The sequence below is a fragment of the Massilia aerilata genome (genome assembly GCF_042656905.1).
Classification (GTDB): domain Bacteria; phylum Pseudomonadota; class Gammaproteobacteria; order Burkholderiales; family Burkholderiaceae_D; genus Telluria; species Telluria aerilata.
This window is the reverse complement of the sequence record NZ_JBHSMZ010000007.1, coordinates 16,692-39,771: the sequence shown is the minus strand read 5'-3', so window position 1 is coordinate 39,771 and position 23,080 is coordinate 16,692. Positions and strand designations below refer to the sequence as shown.

Below are 23,080 nucleotides of genomic sequence, written 5' to 3'. Positions count from 1 at the left end.
TTTGCGATTCCATGTGCATTTGAGGCTGCACAAATCTTATCGGTCGGGCAGGACTGGTATGATGACGTAGGGAAACTTAATCAATGCTTAAGGTTTCCATGCTGAACGGCCTCAGCCGTTTCGAAAATACAACAGCACGATTGGATTTATTGGCTTTCCACCAATTGAAGCCGTCATAATTGACTAATCCGACAACCTTGACGCATTGAGCAATTAAGGTTCACACATCCGAGTGTTCAGCAACAATAAAAAGTCTCAATGCTCTCTGGATTCCTGCGTTTCACTTTATAAGGATACAAATAGATGAAAAAATCACTCTTGGCAGTCGCTCTGCTGGGCGCATTCGCCGGTGTGGCGCAAGCGCAAACCGCCGTGCAGATCTACGGTAACATCGACGCCGGCCTGGTCAAGCGTACCGACCAGACCCTGGCCATCGGCAAGCGCGCCTCGAACACCCTGGGCTTCAAGGGTACCGAAGACCTGGGCAACGGTCTGAAAGCACTGTTCCAGATCGAAATGCGTTACGAGCCGGACACCGGCACCACCGAGAACAACGGCCGTCCGCTGTTCCAGGGCCAGAGCCGCGTCGGCCTGCAGGGTGATTTCGGTATGGTCCGCCTGGGCCGTGGCCTGACCCCGTTCCAGGAAGTCGTCGGTTCGTTCGAACCGTGGCACGGCCTGCCGACCCCGGCCGGTTTCTATACCGACATCTCGGTCGCTGGCTACAACTCGACGCCGCTGGACACCAACACCAGCGGCGGCTCGCCGAGCAACAACCGTTTCTCGAACGCGATCTTCTACAACTCGCCGGTCGCCAGCGGCTTCCAGGTGAACGCTGCCTGGGCAAGCAAGGAATCGACCGGCGGCGCGCTGGCCGGTATCGGCGCAGGCGCAGCTTCGTACGCTGCCAACTCGGAAGCCACCGTGAACCCGTTCTCGGTCGCCGGCACCTACAACAACGGCCCGGCCGCTGCGATGGTTGCCTACGAGCGTAACGCCGTCGAAAGCAAAGTCTGGTCGATCGCCGGTTCGCTGGCTGCCACCCCGGAACTGAAACTGATGGGCACCTACACCCGTCAAGACCAGGGCCACACCAACACCCTGCGTCCGAAGACCAAGGGCTGGGTGCTGGGCGCAACCTACGCTGTCGGCCCAGGCAAGGTCCTGGCTGGCTATGGCCGCAAGCACATCGACAACACTGCTTCGACCAAGCAGTTCTCGCTGGGCTATGAGTACAACCTGTCGAAGCGTACCTACCTGTACGTCGACGCATCGCGCAAGAAGGACATCGTCAACGCCACCACCGGCAACCTGGCTGGCGTCCCGACTGTCAACCACTACGACGTGGGCGTGAACCACTCGTTCTAAGCTGCCTGGGGGTTCGCCCCCTTCAGCTGGAAGTCCGCAAGGGCGGACCTGGGCAACCAGGTCCGCCCTTGTTGCATCCAGGCCTTGTGCGATTCGCGCAACGCTTACGCGGCTGAGCAATACCAACCCGCGCGAATTGATGGGCATCCGAATGTCATCAGTGGGAGGTGCAATGAAGAAGATCGTGCTGGGCGCGCTCGCCGCCTGTTTTCCGACTTTCGTGCTGGCCCAGTCCAGCGTTCAGCTCTACGGCATCGCCGACGCCGGCCTGATGTGGCAGCGCGGCTCCTCGCCCAAGCTCATCAGCGGCGGCGAAGACGGCTCGCGCCTCGGCTTCAAGGGCAGCGAAGATCTCGGCCGGGGCATGAAGGCCATCTTCAACCTGGAGGCGCGCATCGAGCTCGACACGGGCAGGCAACAGCCCATCCTGCTCAACGAGAACCAGGGCTTCTACCTGACGCGCGGCATGGAGGCCCTGCCACCCAACCTGCTGGCGGCCGTGCGCGGCGCGCTGCAGCAGCGCGGCGGCCCGGCCGTCAATCCGGAGAACGCCCTGTTCGACCGCACTTCCATGGTCGGCCTGGTCACCCCGGTGGGCGCGGTGCTGCTGGGACGCATGTACACGCCGGGCTACGAAGTATTCGCGGCGGCCGACACCTTCGAGGTCGGGACCGGCGGCACCTGGGGCAGCGTGACCGGCGGCACCGCCGGCTTCCAGGCGCTGGGCGCCGACATCCGTTCCCAGCGCGCGCTGCAGTACCGGTTCGCCCTGCCCTCCGGGCTCGGCGGCTCGCTGATGATCGCCGGCCGCGGCTCGGGCTACTATGGCCTGTACAACAAATTCTGGGGCGCGGCCATCACCTATAAAGCGCGCGGCTGGGACGTCGGCATCGGCCACAACCATGGCTACGATCCGTCCGGCGCGCCGAGCCTGCGCACGACCACGGCCGGCGGTTCCTATACCTGGAACGACTGGAAATTCTTCGCCGGCTGGCACGACCAGCGCAACCAGCATTCGACGCTGCTGCCTACCTATGTCGCCGGCTGGGATGCCCTGATCGCGCCACAGCTGGCGCCGCTGGGTCCGGCCACCGCCGCCGTCCTGCGCGCGGTGTTCGTCAACAATATTGCCGCCAACACCCGGCAGGATGCGGTCAGCGTCCAGGCCGGCGTGCAGTACCGCGTCGGCCCCAACCGCTTCCTGGCCTCGGTCGCGCGCCAGAACGACCGCACGCCGTCCAACAGCGACGCCACCCTGTTCGCGCTCGGCTACAACTACTTCCTGTCGAAGCGTACCGACATCTACGCCGTCGCCGCCTTCATCAAGAACGACAACGAAGCCCAGTACAGCCCGGCGTCGGCGGGCGTCCCCGGCGGTTTCACCAAGACCCCGGGCGAGGATGGACGCGCCTTCCAGCTGGGGGTAAGGCACCGCTTCTGAGCTTGGCGCCACGGTGGCGGTGGAATCGCATGATTATCTGCTGATGGCGGTTGCAGTCAGGTAAAATTAGCGGTCTACCTATTTTGCAAGACCATGCAATGACCGCAACACTGGATTCCGCTGCCATCGCCCAATACCTGGCCGATCATCCGCAGTTTTTTGAAGAATATGCCGGCCTGCTGGGCGAAGTAAAACTGTCGAGCCCCTTGACCGGCCGCGCCGTCTCGCTGCAGGAGCGGCAGATGGAAGTGATGCGTGACAAGTACAAGGCGCTCGAGCTGCGCATGGCCGAGCTGATGCGCCATGCCGAGGAAAACGCGGCGATCGCCAACCGCTTCCATGGCTGGACCCGCCAGCTGCTGGAAGCCGGCGCGCCCGACGAAGCGCCTGCCGCGATGCCGCGCGCCGTGGTCGATGGCCTGATCCAGCACTTCATGGTGCCGCAGGCCACGCTGCGCCTGTGGAGCCTGGCGCCGGAGCACGCGTCCGAGTGGTATGCGAGCGACGTTTCCGACGACGTACGCCTGTTCGCCAACAGCCTGCGCGCGCCCTACTGCGGTCCGAACCGTGATTTCGAAGCCGTGCGCTGGCTCGAGGATGCCGCCGGGGTGCGCTCGACGGTGCTGGTGCCGCTGCGTGCGGCCGGCGCGGCCTTCGGCCTGCTGGTGCTCGGCTCGCCGGATCCGGAGCGCTTCAGCGCCAGCATGGGGACCGACTTCCTGGTCCACATCGGCGAAACCGCCAGCGCCGCGCTGCTCCCCCTGCGCGCCGCCTGAGGCCAGGCGAGCCCGCCATGGACATCCCGGCCGCCGACGACTGGACCGGCCGCTACCTGGAAGAGCTGCGCACCCAGCGCAAGCTCTCCGGCCACACCATCGCCGCCTACGCGCGCGATCTCAAGGAACTCGCCCACCTGGCCGGCCACACCGACTGGACCGGGCTGACCCACTTCGAGATCCGCCGCTTCACCGCCAAGCTGCATGCCGGCGGCCAGAGCCCGACCTCGATCGCGCGCAAGCTGTCCGGCTGGCGCGGCTTCTTCAACTGGCTGGCGCGCCACACTCTGCTTCCGGCCAATCCGGTCGACGGCGTGCGTGCGCCGCGCCGCGCCAAGCGCCTGCCGAAAGCCTTGCCCGTCGACGAGGCCGTGCGCCTGATGGACGCCAACCGGCACGGCCATCCCGAGCCGGCCGAGCTGTGCGAACGCGCGATGTTCGAGCTCCTGTATTCCAGCGGCCTGCGGGTGTCGGAACTGGCCGGCCTGGATGTCGCCTTCACGCCCGCCAGGGATGGTGCCCCCGCCTCGCTGGGCTGGCTGGAACTGGAAGCCCAGGAAGTCGTGGTCACCGGCAAGGGCAATAAAATGCGGAGGGTGCCGGTCGGCGGCCCGGCACGCGAGGCGATCGCGGCCTGGCTGGCGGTGCGTCCGCCCGCCGCCGACGGCAGCAATGCCCTGTTCCTGTCCGCGCGCGGCGCCCGCGTCAGCCCGCGCGTGGTCCAGCACCGCCTGAAGAACCATGCGATCAAGGCCGGCCTGCCGGTCCATGTGCATCCGCACGTGCTGCGCCACTCCTTCGCCTCGCATCTGCTGCAATCCTCGGGCGACCTGCGCGCGGTGCAGGAACTGCTGGGCCACGCCAGCATCACCTCGACCCAGATCTATACCTCGCTCGACTTCCAGCACCTGGCGGCGGTCTACGACAAGGCCCATCCACGCGCCAAGCTGAAATAAGGAATTCAAGTACTCAGGACTGGATCAAACGAACGCCACGGCACAAGACCGTGGTCGGTGGTGACATTCCACAAATTCCGGCATAATCCCCCGATTCTCGGCCGCCGGACGGCCTATTTAAATCGGATAGCGAAATATGGAATTGATCCCCAGCACCATCCTGACCGGCTTCCTCGGCGCCGGTAAAACCACGCTCCTCAACCGCATCCTGCAGGAAAACCACGGCCTGCGCATCGCCGTCATCGAGAACGAGTTCGGCCAGGAAAACATCGACAACGAAATCCTGGTGCAGGACTCGGGCGAGCAGATCGTCGAGATGAACAATGGCTGCATCTGCTGCACCGTGCGCGGAGACCTGATCGTGGCGCTGGGCAAGCTGGCTGCCAGGCGCGACGCCGGCGAGCTGCGCTTCGACCGCGTCGTCATCGAAACCACCGGCTTGGCGAATCCGGGCCCGGTGGCGCAAACTTTCTTCGTCGACGAGGAAGTAGGCGCTCACTACCTGCTCGACGCCGTGGTGACCGTGGTCGACGCCCGCCATGCCATGGACCAGCTGGACCGCCACGAGGAAGCCCAGCGCCAGGTCGGCTTCGCGGACAAGATCCTGCTGTCGAAAACCGACCTGGTCGATGCCGCCGCGCTCGAGGAACTGAAGGCGCGCATCCGCCGCATCAACCCGCGTGCGCCGATCAGCACCTCGGACTTCGGCCGCGCGCCGATCCAGGAGGTGCTCGACCTGCGCGGTTTTAATTTGAACGACAAGCTGGAGCTCGACCCGGCCTTCCTCACCGCCGACGAAGCCGACGAGCATGGCCACGATCACGATCACGACCATGATCACGTGCACACCGAGGCGTGCGACCACAGCCATGACCACCATCACGGCCACCACAGCGACGATATCGCCGCCTTCGTCTTCAAGAGCGAGCGCGCTTTCGATCCGGAACGCCTCGACCAGTTCCTCGGCAGCATGGTGCAAGTGTTTGGCCCCAACATGTTGCGCTACAAAGGCGTACTCTTGATGGCAGGCGCCGACCGCAAGGTCGTATTCCAAGGCGTGCATCAAATCATGGGCAGCGACCTGGGTGCAAAGTGGGGCGATCAGGAGATCCGCGGCAGCAAAATGGTGTTTATTGGTAAAAATTTACCGAAAGATGTCTTTATCCGAGGATTGGAACAATGTTTGGTATAAACTACTCCGGTTCTGCAAGCCGGTAGTTGAACGACTGAACACGGCGGGGTGTCCAAACCCGCCTTTACGGCAGCGAACCAGCGCGCACGAAGCAACAGAAGTAACCGCTGAGTAAGCTGATAAAATGGAAACTCTGTCGTATCAAAGGTAGTGAAGTCATGACTAAAACAACGAAACCGAATACCGTGGCGCAGCCCGAAGACCGCCTCCTGACGGAAGAAGAGATTCGGGCGATGGGCGACGACGACTACATGAACCCGGCCCAGCTGGCGTTCTTCAAGAACCGCCTGCAGGAGCTCGAAAAAGAGTTGCTGAAAAATGCGGGCGAGACCACCGAGCACCTGCGTGAAACGGTGCTGGTGCCGGACCCGGCCGACCGCGCCACGATCGAGGAAGAGCATGCGCTCGAGCTGCGTACCCGCGACCGCGAACGCAAGCTGCTCAAGAAGGTGCAGCAGTCGCTGGCGGCCATCGAATCCGGCGAATACGGCTGGTGCGACGAGACCGGCGAGCCGATCGGCGTGGCGCGCCTGATCGCCCGCCCGACCGCGACGCTGTCGCTGGAAGCGCAGCAGCGCCGCGAACTGAAGCAGAAGCTCTACGGTGATTGAACCGTGACAGGCTGACCCGAAAAAAGCATGCGTACTCCGCATGCTTTTTTTATTTGGGCGCCAAAGATATTTCCCGTGGGATACACTAGCGTCGACTTGACGCAGCTCAGGCGTGCGCACCACGCATCACGGGCCGCCGTGCTACTGTCTCGACCGGTGAAAACGGGTACAAGGACCGACGTGGGACTCTTTTCCTTCCTCAAGAAAAAGAACGAAGCGCCCGAGGCGCGGGCCGGCGCGCGCCCGCGTCCCGAGCTGGCCAATCCCGCCAGCGTGTTCGCCCCCACCACCCGCATGCCGCTCGACACCGAATCCGAACGCGAGCGCCAGCGCGAGATCGCGCGCGCTACCGCCGCCAAGATCGACGAGATCGAACTGGAGATGGCCAACGACATCTTCGACGACCATGCCTGGGCCGGCAACCGGCGCGCCCCGGCGGTGGCGGCCGGCGCCCCCAGCGCGCCCCTGCTCGACCTGAACACGGCCGACCTTTTGGTCGAGGAAGGCATGCCGGATGCCGCCATCGCGCCGTCCAGTGCGCCGGCGGTCGAGGAAGCCGCCATCCTGTATGCCAACGGCCAGTTCGAGGCCGCAGAAGCGGCCCTGCGCGCCTGCCTGGTCGGCGCCTGCCGCAACGAGCGCCAGCCCTGGTGGATGCTGTTCGACCTCTACCAGGCCGGCGGCCGCGAGCCGGAATTCGAGAGCATCGCGATCGACTACGCCAGCCATTTCGAGACCTCGCCGCCCGCCTATTCGCCGGCCTTCGCGCCGTCCGCGGGAAGGGCTGCGCAGGCGGCGGGGCAGCCTTTTGCCGGCGTGACTCCGACCGCCACCCTGTCGGGCCAGCTCGACGCCACCGCCGGCGCCCAGCTGGCGCGCGTGCTGGCCTCAAGCATGCCGCTGGTGCGGCTGGAGTTCAGCACCATCGCCTCGGCCACGCCGGCAGGCTGCGCGGTCCTGCTGCAGGCATTGCAAACCCTGCGCCGCGCCGGCCGCGAGCTGGTCGTGGCCGGCGCCGACCAGCTGATTGCCGTGCTGCGCCCGATGCTGGCGATCGGCGACCGCGGCGCCGGCGAAGCGCCCTGGCTGCTGCTGCTCGAGCTGCTGCTCCTGATGAACCGCGAAAAGGATTTCGAGGAGACCGCGATGGATTATTGCGTCACCTTCGAGGTCTCGCCGCCCTCGTTCGAGGCGCCGGCGCGGGCCGCCGTCAGCGTCGGCGCCAGCAGCCCGAATACGGTCACCGGCGACCGCTTCCTGCTGCCGGGCATCATCGAAGGCGCGGGCACGGCCCTGCTGGACGCGATCTCGGTCTATGCCGGCCAGCACGCATCCCTGGTGCTCGACTGCTCGCGCCTGGCGCGCATCGACTACACGGCGGCAAACGCCCTCGGCGCGCGCCTGCGCCAGCTGGCCGACAAGCAGGGCGAAGGCGACGGCGCCGAAAAGCGCAGCATCGAGCTGCGCGACCTGAACCACCTCGTGGCTGCCCTGCTGCGCCTGCTGGGCGTGGGCGAGCACGCGCGTCTGTACGCACACAAGTACTGAGCAGCCACCTTCTTGCAATATGGTGAATGGTCCCCACGTTCGGTGGGCAATCAAACCACGAGGCAACTATGGAACAATTTCACGGCACGACCATTCTGAGCGTGCGGCGCGGCGAACAGGTCGCGCTTGGCGGCGACGGCCAGGTCACCCTGGGCAATGTCGTCATGAAGGGCTCGGCCCGCAAAGTACGCAAGCTGTACCAGGGCAAAGTGCTGTGCGGCTTCGCCGGCGGCACCGCCGACGCCTTCACCCTGCTCGACCGCTTCGAAGCCAAGCTGGAAAAGCACCAGGGCAACCTGCTGCGCGCCTCGGTCGAACTGGCCAAGGACTGGCGCACCGACCGCGTGCTGCGCCGCCTGGAAGCGATGCTGCTGGTGGCCGACCGCGAGAAAACCCTGATCATCACCGGCAACGGCGACGTGCTCGAACCCGAGGACGGCATCGGCGCGATCGGCTCGGGCGGCGTGTATGCGCAGTCGGCCGCCAAGGCGCTGCAGGAAAATACCGATTTGGCCCCGGCTGAGGTCGTCAAGAAGGCGCTCACCATCGCCGGCGAGCTGTGCATCTATACGAACATGTCCCACATCGTCGAGACGCTGTAATGAACAATCACCTGAACACCCACATGAGCATGACCCCGTCCGAAATCGTGTCGGAACTCGACAAGCACGTGGTCGGCCAGGGCAAGGCCAAGCGCGCGGTGGCGATCGCCCTGCGCAACCGCTGGCGCCGCCAGCAGGTGGAAGAATCCCTGCGCCACGAGATCACGCCGAAGAACATCCTCATGATCGGACCGACCGGCGTCGGCAAGACCGAGATCGCGCGCCGCCTGGCCAAGCTGGCCGATGCGCCCTTCATCAAGGTCGAGGCGACCAAATTCACCGAGGTCGGCTATGTCGGCCGCGACGTCGACACCATCATCCGCGACCTGATCGACATCGGCGTCAAGCAGACCCGCGCCAGCGAGATGAAGAAGAACCGCCAGCGCGCCGAGGACGCGGCGGAAGACCGCGTGATCGACATCCTGGTGCCGCCGGCGCGCGACTTCGGCTTCAACACCGCCAGCGCCGATGCGAAGGACAGCGACACCACCCGCCAGACCTTCCGCAAGCGTCTGCGCGAAGGCGCCCTCGACGACAAGGAAGTCGAGATCGAGGTGGCCGACGCCGCGCCCCAGGTCGACATCATGGCACCGCCGGGCATGGAAGAAATGACGGAGCAGATCAAGTCGATGTTCGCCGGCGTCGGCACAGCCCGCAAGAAGCCGCGCAAGCTGAAGGTCAAGGATGCGATGAAGATCCTGATCGACGAGGAGGCCGCCAAGCTCGTCAACGAAGACGAGATGAAGCAGAAGGCGATCCAGAACGTCGAGCAGAACGGCATCGTGTTCCTGGACGAGGTCGACAAGATCGCTTCGCGCTCCGAGCATGGCGGGGCCGATGTCTCGCGCGCCGGCGTGCAGCGCGACCTGCTGCCGCTGGTCGAGGGCACCACCGTCAACACCAAATACGGCATGATCAAGACCGACCACATCCTGTTCATCGCCTCGGGCGCGTTCCACTTGTCCAAGCCTTCGGACCTGATCCCGGAGCTGCAAGGCCGCTTCCCGATCCGCGTCGAACTGGAAGCGCTGTCGGTGGAAGACTTCAAGAGCATCCTGACCTCGACCGACGCCAGCCTCACCAAGCAGTACGAGGCCCTGCTGGAAACCGAGGGCGTGAAGCTGGAATTCGCGCCGGAAGGCATCCATCGCCTGGCGGAAATCGCTTATTCCGTCAACGAGCGCACCGAGAACATCGGCGCGCGCCGCCTGTACACGGTGATGGAAAAGCTGCTCGAGGAGATCTCGTACTCGGCCACCGAGAAGTCGGGCCAGACCCTGGTCATCGACGCCGCCTACGTCAACGAGCGGCTGGATGCGCTGGCGGTCAACGAAGACCTGTCGCGTTATGTACTGTAACTAAGCAAGGAGGAGGCGAAGATGGCGAACAAGGCGCTTGCAACCCGGCAGAGGATGATGCTGCGCGTCGAACCGGCGCCGCTCAAGCCGCGCAACCCGTTCGCCGGCTTCGCCAAGCAGCGCGCGGCCGGCTCGCATGCGAAGCCGGTGGCCAGCGAACGGCAGGCCGCCAAGCGCGCGCTCAAGAAGCTCAAGCTGACGCCCGACGAGGAGTGACAGGCGGGCCCTTCTTCTGTACAGTCAGAACCCATGAGCTCCCCTGACATGGTCCTGGATGTCCTGCGCGCCGAACTGCGCGCCGCCGGCATCACCTACAAGATGCTGGCCGACCGCATTGCAATGAGCGAGTCGAGCATCAAGCGCATGTTCGGCCAGAAGGACATGACCTTGTCACGCCTGGCCCAGATCTGCCAGGCGGCCGGCATTGCGCTGGAAGACGTGCTGCGCCGCGCGGCCGACGCCCGGCCCCAGACCGACACCCTCACCCTCACCCAGGAAACCTCGCTGATCGCCAAGCCGCACCTGCTGCTGATGGCGATCTGCTGTCTCGGGCACTGGAGCCTGGAACAGATCACCGAAACCTACCGCCTGACCGAACCCGAATGCATCGGCCTGATGGCCGAACTGGACCGGCTTGGCCTGATCGAACTGAAACCCCTGAACCGCTACAGCCTGCGGGTGTCGAACGCCTTCCGCTGGCTGCCGGATGGTCCGGTGCAGCGCTATTTCCGCGAGCATGTGGTGGGGGATTATTTCGACGGCCGCTTCGACGGCCCCGGCGAGGCGCTGATGTGCCTGCCTGCGCGCCTGTCGCTGGCCAGTGCCGGCGAACTCACGGAAAAGATCCATCAGCTGGCCGGCGAACTGGCCCGGCTGCACCGCAACGACCGCCGCCTGGCGCCGAACGATCGCGACGGCTTCACCCTGCTGGTGGGGTTCCGCTCGTGGGAGTTTTCGGCGTTCACGGCCTTGCGCCGTTAAACGCTACAGAAGTAAAGCTTATTGGGTGTTTGGCGATGCGCCGCTGACCGGGCTGCCGGCCGGACGGGTCGGCGGCGGCATCTGCACCGGCGTCGGCGCCTGGTTGTTCGCGTTTGGATTGTTGAGGTTGGCCGGTGCGCTGTTCGGGTTGGCCGGTGGCGGTGCGTCGTGCTGGCCGACGTCGCCCGGGCTGGCGAATTCCTGGTTCTGCGGCTGCTGCTGCGGCACCGGACCCGGCGACATCGGCGGCTCCGGCACCGTCGCGCCCGGAGCAAGCGTGGCCGGCATCGCGGCCGCGGCCGCTCCCGGAGGCACGGCTGCGCCACCCATCGCCGCCGCCGGCTTGGTGTCCGCCGCCAGGTCGAGCCGCTTCATGACGCCGCCATCGGACAGCATCACATAGCGCGCATGCACCTCGGCCAGGGTAATGCCCGGCACCAGTTCCTTGCCCACCACCAGCGCCTTCGGCGGTGAGCCCTCGGCCACGATGATGGCCACGCTTTCGCGTCCGGCCGAGACGATGCCGGTCAGCTGGTAATTGGCGGCGCTGGCCGTGGCGACCTGGCCGCCGAACAGGGTCGCGGCGGCATCGATGCTGGGGTCCGGCAGGCTGGTGTGCGGCACCGCGGCGATCGGACGCTGCGGCGGCTGGTACAGCTGCAGGATCCAGTACGCGAGCGACGCGGCCAGCAGAATCACGCCCAACAGGCTCAAAAGAAGGGGCAAACGCTTGTTCATCTGGTTCCTTGTCAGCGCACCAACTGGTTGATTTCAATAATCGGCATCAGCACCGCCAGCACGATCAGCAGCACGACCAGGCCCATGGCCAGGATCAGCACCGGCTCGAGCAGGCCGGCGATGGTCAGCGCACGGCGCTCGAGGTCGGCCTGCTGCGCATCGGCGGCGCGCTCCAGCATGGCCGGCAGCTCGCCGGTGATCTCGCCGGCGCGGATCATGTGCACCAGCATCGGCGGAAAATACTTCTGCACCGACAGCGCGCGCGCCAGGCTCACGCCCTCGCGCACGCTGGCGGTCGCGTCTTCGACCAGGCCTTTCATGGCCACGTTCGACAGCGTGTCGCGGCTGGTTTCGAGCGCGCGCAAAATCGGCACGCCGGAACCGGTGGTGATCGCCAGCGTGCTGGCGAAGCGCGCCGTGTTCAGGCTGCGCTCGAAGCGGCCGTAGACCGGGGCGTCGAGCAGCCAGGCATGCCAGCGCAGCTTGAGCGCGGGATTGCGCAGCGCGCGGCGCCACATGATCCAGGCCCCGACGATGGCCAATCCCACATAGATGCCATAAGCGCGCGTAAAGTTCGACACGCCGAGCATCATGATGGTCAGGAAAGGCAGTTTCTGCTTGGTGTTGGCGAACACCGAGACGATCTGCGGCACCACATAGGTGAGCAGGAAGATCACGATCGCGAACGCGACCACGGTGACGATGGCGGGATAGGTAAATGCCAGCCGCACCCGCGACACCAGCGCGTTGCGGCGCTCGATGTAGTCGGCCAGGCGCGCCAGCACGCGCGCCAGCTGGCCGATCTGCTCGCCGGACGAGACCAGCGCGCGGTAGATCTCGGCAAAGTCGCGCGGATGCCGCGACAGTGCGCTGGAGAAGGACGCGCCGCCCATCACTTCGGAACGGATCGAGGCGATCAGGTCGCGCATGTAGGCGCGCTCGGCCTGTTCCAGCAGCGCGGTAAAGGCCTGCTCGAGCGGCAGGCCGGCTTCCAGCAGGCTGGCCAGCTGGCGCGTGAACAGCGCGAGTTCGACCTGCGACAGGCGCTCGCCGAAGCCGCGCGCGCGCGCTGTCCCGCTGTCGTCGACCTGGGCCGCGATGGCCTCGACCGCCAGCGGCGTCAGGCCCTGCAGGCGCAGGTCGGCGCGTGCGGCGCGCGGGCTGTCGGCGTTCAGCACGCCCTTGCGAGTGACGCCGCCGGTGTCGACGGCTTCGTAGCGGAAGGCCGGCATCAGGCAGCCTTCGTCACGCGCAGCAGCTCGGCTTCGGTAGTGACGCCTTCGCGCACCCAGCGTTCGCCGTCGTCATGCATGGTCTTCATGCCGGAGTGCAGGGCGGCGTCGCGGATGTCGGCTTCCGATACCTGGTTGTGGATCTGCGCGCGGATCTGCTCGTTCGTTTCCAGTAGCTCGTAGACACCGACCCGGCCGTGGTAGCCGGTATGGCCGCAGCGGTCGCAGCCGACCGCGCGCCAGCGGCCCGGGCCTTCCTGCTGCTTGCAGTACTCGCACAGCTTGCGCACCAGGCGCTGCGCCATCACGCCCAGCAAACTCGACGAAAGCAGGAACGGTTCGATGCCCATGTCCAGCAGGCGGGTCACGGCCGAGGCCGCATCGTTGGTGTGCAGGGTCGCCAGCACCAGGTGGCCGGTGAGCGAGGCCTGCACCGCGATCTGCGCGGTTTCCAGGTCGCGGATCTCGCCGATCATGATCACGTCCGGGTCCTGGCGCAGGATCGCGCGCAGGGCCTTGCCGAAGGTCATGTCGATGCGGGCATTGACCTGGGTCTGGCCGACACCGTTCAGGTCGTATTCGATCGGGTCTTCCACCGTCATGATGTTGGTGGTCGAGGCGTTCAGGCGCGACAGCGCGGCGTACAGCGTGGTGGTCTTGCCGGAACCGGTCGGGCCCGTCACCAGCACGATGCCGTGCGGCTGGTTGATCATCCTGTCGAACTGCGGCAGCAGGCCTTCGCTCATGCCGAGATGGCTGAGGTCGAGGCGGCCCGCTTCCTTGTCGAGCAGACGCAGCACCGCGCGCTCGCCGTGGCCGGTCGGCAGGGTCGACACGCGCACGTCGACCGGCTTGCCGCCCACGCGCAGGGTGATGCGGCCGTCCTGCGGCAGGCGTTTTTCGGCGATGTCCAGCTGGCTCATGATCTTGATACGAGAAATGAGCGAAGCGTGGATCGCCTTGCGCGGGCGCACGATGTCGCGCAGCGCGCCGTCGATGCGGAAGCGCACCACCGAGGTCTGTTCAAAGGGCTCGATGTGGATATCGGAGGCACCTTCGCGCAGCGACTGCGTCAGCAGCGCATTGATCATGCGGATGACGGGCGCATCGTCGGACGATTCCAGCAGGTCTTCGATGGCCGGCACATCCTGCAGCAGCTTGGTGAGATCGAGGTCGGCATCGAACTCGTCGGCGACCTGGGAGGCGTCGCCGCCGGCGTTCGCGTAGGCGGCGGCGATCGCCGCTTCCAGCTCGGCGCGGTCCATGCGGTGCAGCACGATGCGCCCGAAGCGGCGCGAGACTTCCGCGATCGCGGCCGGTTTCGTTGCGTTCGACACCAGGACTTCGACGGCCTGCGACGGGTCGCCGTTGGAACGCGCCAGCACGCCGTAGTCGCGTGCAAATGCGTAGGGCAACAGGTTATTCATGGTCTTCAGTTCCGGATCGGCGATGCCGGCCGGTATTCCGGCTGCGCCGGCTGGGGCTGCACCGGCCGGAATTCGGGCTGCGGCTGCTGCCCGCGCTGGCCCGGCTGCACCGGCTGGGTCGTGCCCGTGCCGGTAGCGGCGCCCGGACGCGGCGCGACTGGCGCCGGCGGCGGCATCGTGGCCATCGCACCGCCCGCGGGCGGCTGGCCATTGTTATTCAAAGGCGGCAGCATCGGCGCGCCGAGGTTCTTGATCAGGATGGAATCGTCGGCCGGCTGGCTGGTAGCGCCGGCTGCGCGCATGAGCTCGTAACGGTCCATCGAGATACTGTTGTTCTGTTCCTTGCTGCGCACCACCACGGGGCGCAGGAAGACCATCAGGTTGCGTTTGTTGCGGGTGCGCGTCTTGTACTTGAACAGGTTGCCGAGCACCGGGATATCGCCCAGGCCGCGCACCTTCTGTTCGCTGTCGCTCTCGTCGTCCGAGATCAGGCCGCCCAGCACGATGATCTGGCCATCGTCGGCCAGCACATTGCTTTCGATGGCGCGCACGGTGGTGATGATGCCCGACGCATTCGTGGTCGAGTCGATGCCCGAGTTCTCGTGGTAGATCGAGAGCTTGATCGTACCGCCTTCGGAAATCTGCGGGCGCACCTTCAGCAGCAGGCCCACGTCTTTCCGGTCGACCGTCTGGAAGGGGTTGCTGGCGCCGCTCGCGCCGGTCGTGAACGAACCGGTGATGATCGGAATGTTCTGGCCGACCTTGATCGTTGCCAGCTCGTTATCCAGCGTGATCATGTTCGGCGTGGACAAGATGTTGGCGTTACCCGTGTTTTCAAGAGCGCTGGCGATCGCGCCCAGGCCCAGCTGGCCATTGATCTGGCGGAAGATGCCGATCGACAGGCCGCCCAGCGTCGGCAGGCTGCTGCCGGTGGTGCCGGTGGTGCTCGTTCCGCCCGCGCCGGTCGCCGCGGTGACCAGGTTGACGATATTGTTGCCGGTGGTGCCGTTGGTAAAGGATTGCAGGCCGCCGACGCGATAGCGGCTGCTGTCGTCGCCGGAAATGCCGACCCACTGCACGCCGAATTCCGAAGCCTTGTTCGAGGTCACTTCGACCACCAGGGCCTCGATATAGACCTGGGCGCGACGCACGTCGAGCTGGTCGATGACGCCGCGCAGGTTGCGGTAGACCGCGTCCGGTGCGGTGATGATCAGGCTGTTGGTCGAGATGTCAGCCTGGATGAAACCGGAACCCTGGCCGCCGCCGGCGCCGCCGGCCGTGGCCTGGCCCTGCTGGGCGAAGGTGTTGCCGGTGCCGCCCATGCCGACGCTGCTCTGCTGGCCTTGCTGCCCGCCGAGCCCGCCGGCGCCGGCGCCACCTGTGCCGCTGGACTGGATCGAGCCGCCGGCCGTGCCCTGCTGCTGCACCGGCACCGCCGAACTGTCCTGCGACACCACGGCGCGCAGGGTTTGCGCGACCTTGCTGGCGTCGGCATTCTTCAGGTAGACCACGTGGATATTGCCGAGTTCCGAGGTCGGCTGGTCGAGCTTGGCGATCAGGCTCTTGGCCATGTTCGCGCGCGCGGCCGAGGGCGCACGCACGATGACGGCATTGGTGCGCGGATCGGCCAGCACGGTGACGCGGCCGGCGTCGCCGCCCGGGCTCGGCTCCATCAGGCGCGTGACCAGGGTGGCGACGTCGCTGGCGATGCCATTGCGGATCGGCACCACGTCGAGGTCGCCGGTCGAGGGCGCGTCGAGGGCGGCGATGATCTTCGAAAGGCGGCGCAAATTGTCCGCGTAGTCGGTGATGACCAGGCTGTTGTTGCCTGGGTCGGCCATGATCGAATTGTTCGGCGAGATCAGCGGGCGCAGCACCGCGGTCAGGTTGGCCGCCGATTCATGCTGCAGGCGGTAGACCTGGGTCGCGACCTGGTCGCCGCGCACCCTGGAGCCGCCGATCCCGACCTGGGTCGGCGAGGATTGCAGCTTGGCCTCGGCTTCCGGCACCACTTTCGCATAGCCGTCGCCGGTGACCACCGCATAGCCCTGCAGGCGCAGCGCCGAGGTCAGCAGGGAGAAGGCCTGGGCCTTGCTCAGGGTGCGCTCCGACACCAGGGTGAGTGTCCCCTTGACGCGCGGGTCGATGATGAAGGTCATGCCGGTGTAGTGGCCGACTGCCTTGATCACCGACTCCATGTCGGCGTTGACGAAATTCAGTGCGGCGCCATTGCCGTCCTGGGCGAACGCGGGTGCGGGCGGCACTGCGCCGAAGACGGCGCAGCACAGCATGACACGGGCGGCGATGCGGCGCAGGGCCGGGGTTTGCGGGGTCTTTTTCATTATCTGAACTCTAATGCGATTATGTTCTTGCCGTTCACCATACGCCGTTGGCCCAGCAGATTGAGCAGGTTGCCCAGCGTGTCTTCGTATCCGTCCGCCGCTTGCGCCTGGCCCGAAAAGCGGAGGCGACCGTTTTGCAGCGTACCACTTCCGGAGAGTAGTAGCGCACCGCGAACGGTTCGCAGCGCCAAATCGGCCTGCTGTCCGCGCCAATCCATCGCCACCTCGTAGCTGCCCAGCGGCTTCACCGGGCTCATGCGCGATCCCATATCGGTCAGCGACAGCACGGTCCTTCCCTGCACCGCCACCGTCTGGCCCTGGCGCGCGATGTCCAGCAGATTCCAGGACAGCTTGATCGTGCCGGACGGCGCCAGCGTGTTCAGCGGCGCCCCCAGCCCGGCCAGGCCCTCGGCCGGCAGCAGCAGTTCGCCGGCGCTGACCTGCCATTGCGACCAGCTGCCGCTGATGCGCACCGGCTGCGCCAGCGCCTTGTCGTTGGCCAGGTCCATGCTCACCTGGCCGAACAGCACCAGCGGCGACAAACGCCAGCTGAAGCGGCCCGGCAGCAGCGGCGTGACCGATCCGCCCTCGCCCGGCGCGCCGCCCACGAAGGCCGAGCCGCGCCAGAGCGTACCTTGCGCATCTCCGAGAGTCAAACGGCCGCCGGTCTGGCGCTCGACCATCGGCCCCAGCCAGGCAGCCGGCAGGAACAGCAGCACCGTAACGGCGACCGCCAGCACGGTCAGTCCGATCCACAGCAGCGCTCGCTTCATTGGGCGGCGCCGGTGTTCTGACGCAGCGTCATGCTGGCGTCGACCTGGCCGGCCGCCGGCAGGGCGGTGACGACGGCGTCCTGCACCAGCACGCGGTTGGCGCGGCGCTGCTCGTCGAGCCAGGTCGCCAGGTTGGCGAAGGACACGTTGGTCAGCTGCAGCTTGATGTACTCGCCCGTCATCGACAGCGATTGCGGCGTCAGGCCGCGGCCGCTGAGGCTGGTGTTGACGGTTTCGCGCGTGAGCGGGGTGGCCTGGGTGCTCGGCGCGGCCGCCAGCCTGCCGGCTTCCTGGGCCATGGCCTGCAGCTCGGCGGCCTGCTGGCGCAGCTGCGGCAGGCTGCGGCGCAGCTGGGCGCGGCCCTCGACGGCGGGGTCGACCAGGATCATGTACAGCAGCGCCAGCAGCACGACGGCGCCGCCGACGCCCAGGAAACGCCGTTCCTGTTCGGTGCGCGCCAGCCACATGGCGGTGGCGCGCTCGCGGTATTGGGCGATGGTGGTGGCGAGACTCATTGCTTGGCTCCTGTGCTGCGGATCACCCAGCTGCCCGGGGCGGCTTCATCGAGGCTCATGTTGCGCTGCGCGAGGGCGGTGCGCAGCTGGCCCGTCAAACCAGGGTCGACGGTATCGGGTTTGACTTTGACCGAGAGCGCGCGTTCGCGGTATTCGATTGACGCAATGCCGGGTTGGCGTCCGAGCGAACGCGTAGCTTCGCCGAAGGCCGCCGCCATGTAGGTGAATTCGTCGGGCGCCACCTCGCCGGTGTTGGCGCGGGCGCGGGCGATGTTCTGGCGCATCTGGGCGACCGGATCGAGGATCGTGGTCTGGTTCGGATACGCCGAGCGGAAGGTCTGGGTCATCGACTGGCGCACGGTTTCCGCTTCGCGCTTGAGGCGCAGCCATTCGAGGTTCAGGCCGATCAGGTTGACCGCCAGCGCCAGCAGCGCCAGGCGGATCGGCCAGCGCCAGCGGCGCCAGTCGCGCGGCTGGCTGCCGGCGGCGCCGAGGCCGCTGACCAGGTCGAGCGCGGTGGTCTTCGAGCCGGCGATCCAGTGCGCCCAGTCGTCGGTTTCCAGCGTGATGCCGGGCCCGGCTTCCGAAGCCAGGGCCTGGTACTCGCCCAGCTGGCCATGCGGCACGTACAGCACCAGCGGCGCGTCGCCGCTGAAGGCGCGCGCGGTCTGCAGCACCACGGCCGGCACGGCGTCGAGCGCCAGGCCGAAGCCCTGGAACAGGCCCTGGCGCAGGGTGAGTTCCGAACTCTGGATCGCGGCCGAGACGCTGCCCGGCTGCAGCGGCAGGCACAGCTGGGCCGGCAAGGCGCTCACGCTGCGCGCGCCTTGCGCCAGCAGGCTGCGCACGATGCCTTCCAGCCAGTCGCGGTCGATCACGGCGATCGGGCGGCTGTCGTCCGGCTGCTGGGGCGCGGCCACCAGCACGTGATCGAGCGGGTCGCCCAGGATCTGTTCTTCGACCAGGCCGGGCAAGGCGGCCTTCAGGCGCGCGCCGGTCAGCGGCGGCGCCTGCACCTGCAGCAGGCTGACGTCGGCGCCGGCCAGCAGCAGCACGATGCGGCGGCTGGTGCCGACCAGGTCGCCCAGGTTGCGCAACGGGCCTTCGCCCTGCTGCTCGATGACGCCGCCGTCGTTGACGAGGGCGAAGCGGCTCAGCGCATGCTCGCCTTCCGCGCGGGCGGGGTGCCGGATATATAGTGTGCTCAAACCGTCTCTCTCTATTTTTTAGTACTGGCGGATCCAGACCACCTGTGTGCCGCCACCGGCAATCAGCGTCGGAAAGCGGTGGATCAGCGCCTCGGCATCCAGGGCCGCGCGGTCCAGGCGGATGCGGCTGTTCACCAGAAACCAGTCGCTTCTCACGCCCGCCGCATTGGGCGTGATCGGCCTGCTTTGTCCGATCTCCGACGAAAAATAATTCATGTCCCGCCAGGCCGCGCGCTGCCGCCGCACGACCAGCGAATTCGCTTCCGACACCGACATGTTCGGCATCAGCGAGGCCAATACTTCCGCCGGCGCCGTGTTGACGTTCACCAAGGTCACTTCCGGCAGCACGATCACGAAGGGCCGCAGGCGCTCGACCATGGCCGGCGTGAAGCCCGGCACCGTCAATAAATCGTCCACCGCCAGGAACTTGATCGGCGAACCGGCCACGCTGCTGCGCGCGGCGCGCTGCGCCGTCGTCGGCGTACCGGCGCCGCCGCCCGCGCCACCCTCGCCTGCCGCCGCACCGGCGCCACCGCCAGCCGCGCCCGCACCTGCGTCCACACCGCCGCCCGAGCCATCCGGATTCGGCGCCCCGCCCGCCGGCGTCACCGTCTCCAGCGGCTGGCCGGCCGCCACGAAGGAGGCGACCCGCCCCGCCAGCTGCTGGTCCATCTGCAGGTTGCGCAGCAGGCGCCCGAACACTTCGGTCTGCTGGGTGTCGACGATGCCCTTGTCGGCCAGATTACGTAAATTGTAACGTGAGCAGGCGTCGATAATGTTACCCGACAAGGTCGCGTCGAAGTTTTCTCCTTCGACCCGTTCGCGTTCGATGTATTGGTCGAGCCGGGTTTCGGCCAGCGGCGTGGCCCAGACGTGGTCGAGGGCAGTGTAATCGCGGTGGTCGAGGCCGTCCTGGAACAGCACCAGGCTGGCCCAGTCGAGGGCGCCGCGCAGGATCCACTTGGTCTGCAGGTGCAGGCGCTGGTTTTCCATCGAGCGCACCTGCACCTGCTGCTGCCAGAACAGGCTGGCGACGATCGAGATCGCCAGCGTGGTCAGCAGCAGCGCGGTGATGACGGCAACGCCGCGTTCGCGCAGTCCCCGCATGCGTGGCCGGCTCATGGTTCCCCCAGCAGGAAAGACTTGGTCATCGGTACTTGCTGGCCCTGCACCTGCAGCGCCACCTGCATGCCGGTCGGCGGCAGCGGCACGGTATTCGGGTCCTGCTGCTGGGCCTGGCCGCCGGCGGCCGCGGCCGCCGCGGCGGCGCTGCCGGCGTTCGCGGCGCTGGTCGACTGGCGCCAGGCCTTGTTCTCCCAGGTCAGGATCTGCATGCCGGCCACCCCGGACTGCAGCGCGACGGCGCCGCTGGTGTCGGTGTCGCTGACTGCGGCCTGCCACAGGCCGTCGAGCTGGACCAGGTCGCGCACGCCCGGCGACTCGCGCCGCACCAGCGTACCGTTGACGATGCGATAGGCCACCACCTGCAGGCGCGAGGGCTGGTTTTCGGTGAACACCTCGCGCACCATCGTGAAGCGGTCGGTCCCCGTCAGCAGATACGGGCGGCGGTCGAGCACGTCGCGTCCGGCGATGTGTTCGCAGTCGCTCTGCATCTGCGCAAAGGCCAGTTGCATGCCGCGCGTGGTTTCCATCTGGTTCGTGAGCGCCACGCGCGCGCGGATGATGCCGTCCAATCCGCGCCAGCCGAGCACGGCGACGATCGCGAGAATGCTGATCGCCACCAGCAACTCCACCAGGGTAAAACCGCGCTGCCGCTTCGGCTGCTTGCTCATAGACGCGGCCTCAGCACGAGTTGGACCAGTTTGACGATGCGCCGGTTCGGATTTTCGATGTCGAAAACGGAAACTTCGACGCGGCGCAAACGTGGGTTCGGACTGGAGAACACTTCTTCCTGGCAGACCAGGTGCAGATCGCCCTGCGGGCAATCGAAGCCGCGCTTGCCGATTTCCGGGAATTCCTTGCCGAGGCGGATTTGCACGAGCCGGTTCTCGGCCGACCAGGTCGCCATCATCGAGGTCCGCAGGCCGCTGCTGTTGGCGGTCAGGCTGCCGACCGCGCGCAGGCCGGCGCCGAGGGCCGTGCCGACGATGACCAGGGCCACCAGCACCTCGAGCAGCGTGAATCCACCTGAGCGCAAGGTCTTCATGCGGGCTTTCATTCGACGGTGAAATGGCCGACGCCATCGGCGCGGATGGCGACGCGGTTGCCGCCGGTCGCCAGCACCAGCACGAAGGGTTTATCGACCGGCTCGCGGCCGAAGGTGATGCGCAGGGGATTCACGGTGCCGGCGCTGGCCGGATCCAGCAGCAAGGTCAGCGGGCCGTTCTTGAAATCGCGTTCGCGCAGCAGGTCGTCGCCGGTAATCAGGTCCCAGCGCGTTTCGTTGCGGACCAGGAAGTGATAGCGCTCGGGCGTGGCCTCGAAGGTGACCGGGCGGTTGCGCACGATGGCTTCGTCGCGCGCCAGCTGCAGCAGCAGGGTCAGGCGCTGGGCCTCTTTTTGCAGGTCCTGCTGCGGGTTGGGCATGGCGTTGAGCGAAGCCATCCCCAGCGTGATGCCAATGATGACCATCACGACCATGATCTCCACGAGCGTGAAGCCGCGGGTCCGCGCGTGCTTGGTCATCGGGCTTGTTCTCCTCAGGCTGCGAGGCTCCGCTTATTTATCCCAGGAGCCGACGTCGGCATCCTCGCCGGCGCCGCCCGGCTGGCCATCCGCGCCCAGCGAGAACACGTCGATCTCGCCGTGCAGGCCCGGCTGCAGGTACTGGTAATTGTTGCCCCATGGGTCCTTCGGCAGCTTCTCGACGTAGCCGCCCTCTTTCCAGCCATTGGCGGCCGGGCCGGTGGTCGGCTTCTGCACCAGTGCGGTCAGGCCCTGCTCGTTGGTCGGATAGCGCTGGTTGTCCAGCTTGTACAGTTTCAGGGCCTGCATCAGGGTCGCGATGTCGGTCTTGGCGGCGGTCACGCGCGCCTCGCCGGTACGGCCCAGCAGCTTGGGCACGACCAGCATGCCGAGGATGCCGATGATGACCACGACGACCATGATCTCGACGAGGGTGAAACCGCGCTGGCGGCGCCGCTGCATACGATGCGAAATGTTCTGCATAAAATAATGATGGGTGGTGGTCGAAAGAGGCGAAATAATCGAACTAGTATAAAGCCGAATGCCGTAAAACCCTCATTCGGAAGACTTTCCAATTGTAAGCCACCTGGACACTTGCCGAAATGCTCAGCCGCGCGCACCGCAGACCGGGCAGGCGTGATTGCGCCCGACCTGCAGCGCGGTCCATTCCATGGCGCGGCCATCGAGCATCAAGAGGCGCCCGACCAGCGGCTGCCCGCAGCCGGCCAGCAGTTTCAGGGCTTCGGCCGCCTGCACGGCGCCGATCACGCCGACCAGCGGCGCGAACACGCCCATCGTGCTGCAGGCCACGTCCTCGACACGGCTGTCCTCGGGGAACAGGCAGGCGTAGCAGGGAGACGCCGGGTCGCGCACGTCGAACACCGAGACCTGGCCGTCGAAGCGGATCACGGCGCCGGCCACCAGCGGCACGCGCGCCGCCACGCAGGCGCGGTTGACGGCCTGGCGGGTGGCGAAGTTGTCGCTGCAGTCGAGTACGACATCGCTGTCCGCCACCAGTTCCCGCAGCCGTTCGCCCCGCACCCGCTCGCGCAGGGCAATAACCTCGATCTCGGGATTGATCTGGAGCAAAGCCTCGCGGCCGGACTCGACCTTGGGCTGGCCGATGCGCGCCGTGCTGTGCATGACCTGGCGCTGCAGATTGGTGAGATCGACCTCGTCGTCGTCGACCAGGGTGATGCGTCCGGCGCCGCTGGCGGCCAGGTAGAGCGCGGCGGGCGAGCCGAGGCCGCCGGCGCCGACGATCAGGACGCGCGCGCCCAGCACCCGTTCCTGCCCTTCGATGCCGACCTCGTCGAGCAGGATGTGGCGCGAGTAGCGCAGCAGCTGGCGGTCGTCCATGTTTCCC

The 23,080-nt window shown here is 66.6% G+C and carries 24 protein-coding genes; 11 read left to right on the top strand and 13 right to left on the bottom strand.

All coding sequences use genetic code 11. The annotated features are described in order from the left end of the window. Positions 1-303: 303 nt before the first annotated feature. The 11 genes from ACFPO9_RS12345 (at position 304) to ACFPO9_RS12295 (ending at position 10,833) form a co-directional block, all read left to right on the top strand. A complete protein-coding gene (locus tag ACFPO9_RS12345) occupies positions 304-1,368 on the top strand; it encodes a porin (RefSeq protein ID WP_379771132.1) in 1,065 nt (354 codons plus the stop codon). Between the two features lie 172 nt (positions 1,369-1,540). Further along, on the top strand, positions 1,541-2,809 hold the full coding sequence (locus ACFPO9_RS12340; protein WP_379771130.1) for a porin: 1,269 nt from the start codon (positions 1,541-1,543) through the stop codon (positions 2,807-2,809). Between the two features lie 98 nt (positions 2,810-2,907). Further along, positions 2,908-3,585 (top strand): DUF484 family protein, encoded by a 678-nt coding sequence (locus tag ACFPO9_RS12335; RefSeq protein WP_379771128.1) that lies wholly within the window; start codon positions 2,908-2,910, stop codon positions 3,583-3,585. A gap of 17 nt (positions 3,586-3,602) precedes the next feature. Then, positions 3,603-4,541, top strand: a complete 939-nt coding sequence (gene xerC / locus ACFPO9_RS12330; RefSeq protein ID WP_379771125.1) for a tyrosine recombinase XerC — start codon at positions 3,603-3,605, stop codon at positions 4,539-4,541. 136 nt (positions 4,542-4,677) lie between these two features. Beyond that, positions 4,678-5,733, top strand: coding sequence for a CobW family GTP-binding protein (locus ACFPO9_RS12325; RefSeq protein WP_379771123.1), 1,056 nt, complete (start codon positions 4,678-4,680; stop codon positions 5,731-5,733). Positions 5,734-5,891: 158 nt separating this feature from the next. Further along, complete coding sequence (gene dksA / locus ACFPO9_RS12320; protein WP_379771120.1) at positions 5,892-6,344, top strand: RNA polymerase-binding protein DksA; 453 nt, start codon at positions 5,892-5,894, stop codon at positions 6,342-6,344. A 180-nt stretch (positions 6,345-6,524) separates the two neighbouring features. Continuing rightward, a complete protein-coding gene (locus ACFPO9_RS12315; RefSeq protein WP_379771118.1) occupies positions 6,525-7,892 on the top strand; it encodes an STAS domain-containing protein in 1,368 nt (455 codons plus the stop codon). Positions 7,893-7,960: 68 nt separating this feature from the next. After that, the gene (gene hslV, locus ACFPO9_RS12310; RefSeq protein ID WP_230025057.1) at positions 7,961-8,494 is read left to right on the top strand and encodes an ATP-dependent protease subunit HslV; all 534 of its coding nucleotides are present in this window, start codon (positions 7,961-7,963) and stop codon (positions 8,492-8,494) included. A gap of 23 nt (positions 8,495-8,517) precedes the next feature. After that, entirely contained in the window at positions 8,518-9,852 is a 1,335-nt protein-coding gene (hslU, locus tag ACFPO9_RS12305) for an ATP-dependent protease ATPase subunit HslU (protein ID WP_379771232.1), read from the top strand. Between the two features lie 21 nt (positions 9,853-9,873). After that, positions 9,874-10,068 (top strand): hypothetical protein, encoded by a 195-nt coding sequence (locus ACFPO9_RS12300; protein ID WP_379771116.1) that lies wholly within the window; start codon positions 9,874-9,876, stop codon positions 10,066-10,068. Positions 10,069-10,101: 33 nt separating this feature from the next. Further along, positions 10,102-10,833 (top strand): helix-turn-helix domain-containing protein, encoded by a 732-nt coding sequence (locus tag ACFPO9_RS12295; RefSeq protein WP_379771113.1) that lies wholly within the window; start codon positions 10,102-10,104, stop codon positions 10,831-10,833. Positions 10,834-10,851: 18 nt separating this feature from the next. On the opposite strand, the gene ACFPO9_RS12290 is transcribed toward ACFPO9_RS12295, so the two are convergent. The 13 genes from ACFPO9_RS12290 to ACFPO9_RS12230 form a co-directional block, all read right to left on the bottom strand. Beyond that, positions 10,852-11,571: a type II secretion system protein N gene (locus ACFPO9_RS12290; RefSeq protein ID WP_379771111.1), complete on the bottom strand. Its 720-nt coding sequence runs from the start codon at positions 11,569-11,571 to the stop codon at positions 10,852-10,854. 11 nt (positions 11,572-11,582) lie between these two features. After that, entirely contained in the window at positions 11,583-12,803 is a 1,221-nt protein-coding gene (gene gspF / locus ACFPO9_RS12285; protein WP_379771108.1) for a type II secretion system inner membrane protein GspF, read from the bottom strand. Continuing rightward, positions 12,803-14,230: a type II secretion system ATPase GspE gene (gspE, locus tag ACFPO9_RS12280; RefSeq protein WP_379771106.1), complete on the bottom strand. Its 1,428-nt coding sequence runs from the start codon at positions 14,228-14,230 to the stop codon at positions 12,803-12,805. Before gspE ends, gspF begins: the two co-directional genes overlap by 1 nt. A gap of 5 nt (positions 14,231-14,235) precedes the next feature. Next, positions 14,236-16,572, bottom strand: coding sequence for a type II secretion system secretin GspD (gene gspD / locus ACFPO9_RS12275; RefSeq protein ID WP_379771104.1), 2,337 nt, complete (start codon positions 16,570-16,572; stop codon positions 14,236-14,238). Continuing rightward, complete coding sequence (gene gspN, locus ACFPO9_RS12270) at positions 16,572-17,345, bottom strand: type II secretion system protein N (RefSeq protein ID WP_379771101.1); 774 nt, start codon at positions 17,343-17,345, stop codon at positions 16,572-16,574. The genes gspD and gspN overlap by 1 nt, the downstream gene beginning before the upstream one ends. Continuing rightward, on the bottom strand, positions 17,342-17,860 hold the full coding sequence (gspM, locus tag ACFPO9_RS12265) for a type II secretion system protein GspM (RefSeq protein ID WP_379771099.1): 519 nt from the start codon (positions 17,858-17,860) through the stop codon (positions 17,342-17,344). Before gspM ends, gspN begins: the two co-directional genes overlap by 4 nt. Continuing rightward, positions 17,857-19,068 carry a type II secretion system protein GspL gene (gene gspL, locus ACFPO9_RS12260; RefSeq protein ID WP_379771096.1) on the bottom strand — a complete coding sequence of 404 codons (1,212 nt, stop codon included), beginning with the start codon at positions 19,066-19,068 and terminating at the stop codon, positions 17,857-17,859. The genes gspM and gspL overlap by 4 nt, the downstream gene beginning before the upstream one ends. A gap of 18 nt (positions 19,069-19,086) precedes the next feature. Next, positions 19,087-20,190, bottom strand: a complete 1,104-nt coding sequence (gspK, locus tag ACFPO9_RS12255) for a type II secretion system minor pseudopilin GspK (protein WP_379771093.1) — start codon at positions 20,188-20,190, stop codon at positions 19,087-19,089. Further along, complete coding sequence (locus tag ACFPO9_RS12250; protein ID WP_379771091.1) at positions 20,187-20,861, bottom strand: PulJ/GspJ family protein; 675 nt, start codon at positions 20,859-20,861, stop codon at positions 20,187-20,189. Before ACFPO9_RS12250 ends, gspK begins: the two co-directional genes overlap by 4 nt. Beyond that, entirely contained in the window at positions 20,858-21,235 is a 378-nt protein-coding gene (gspI, locus tag ACFPO9_RS12245) for a type II secretion system minor pseudopilin GspI (protein WP_379771089.1), read from the bottom strand. Before gspI ends, ACFPO9_RS12250 begins: the two co-directional genes overlap by 4 nt. Before the next feature lie 8 nt (positions 21,236-21,243). Further along, positions 21,244-21,714, bottom strand: coding sequence for a type II secretion system minor pseudopilin GspH (gspH, locus tag ACFPO9_RS12240; protein WP_230025085.1), 471 nt, complete (start codon positions 21,712-21,714; stop codon positions 21,244-21,246). 33 nt (positions 21,715-21,747) lie between these two features. Continuing rightward, positions 21,748-22,176, bottom strand: a complete 429-nt coding sequence (gspG, locus tag ACFPO9_RS12235) for a type II secretion system major pseudopilin GspG (RefSeq protein WP_379771085.1) — start codon at positions 22,174-22,176, stop codon at positions 21,748-21,750. 144 nt (positions 22,177-22,320) lie between these two features. Further along, positions 22,321-23,073: a HesA/MoeB/ThiF family protein gene (locus tag ACFPO9_RS12230; protein ID WP_379771083.1), complete on the bottom strand. Its 753-nt coding sequence runs from the start codon at positions 23,071-23,073 to the stop codon at positions 22,321-22,323. Positions 23,074-23,080: the final 7 nt, after the last annotated feature.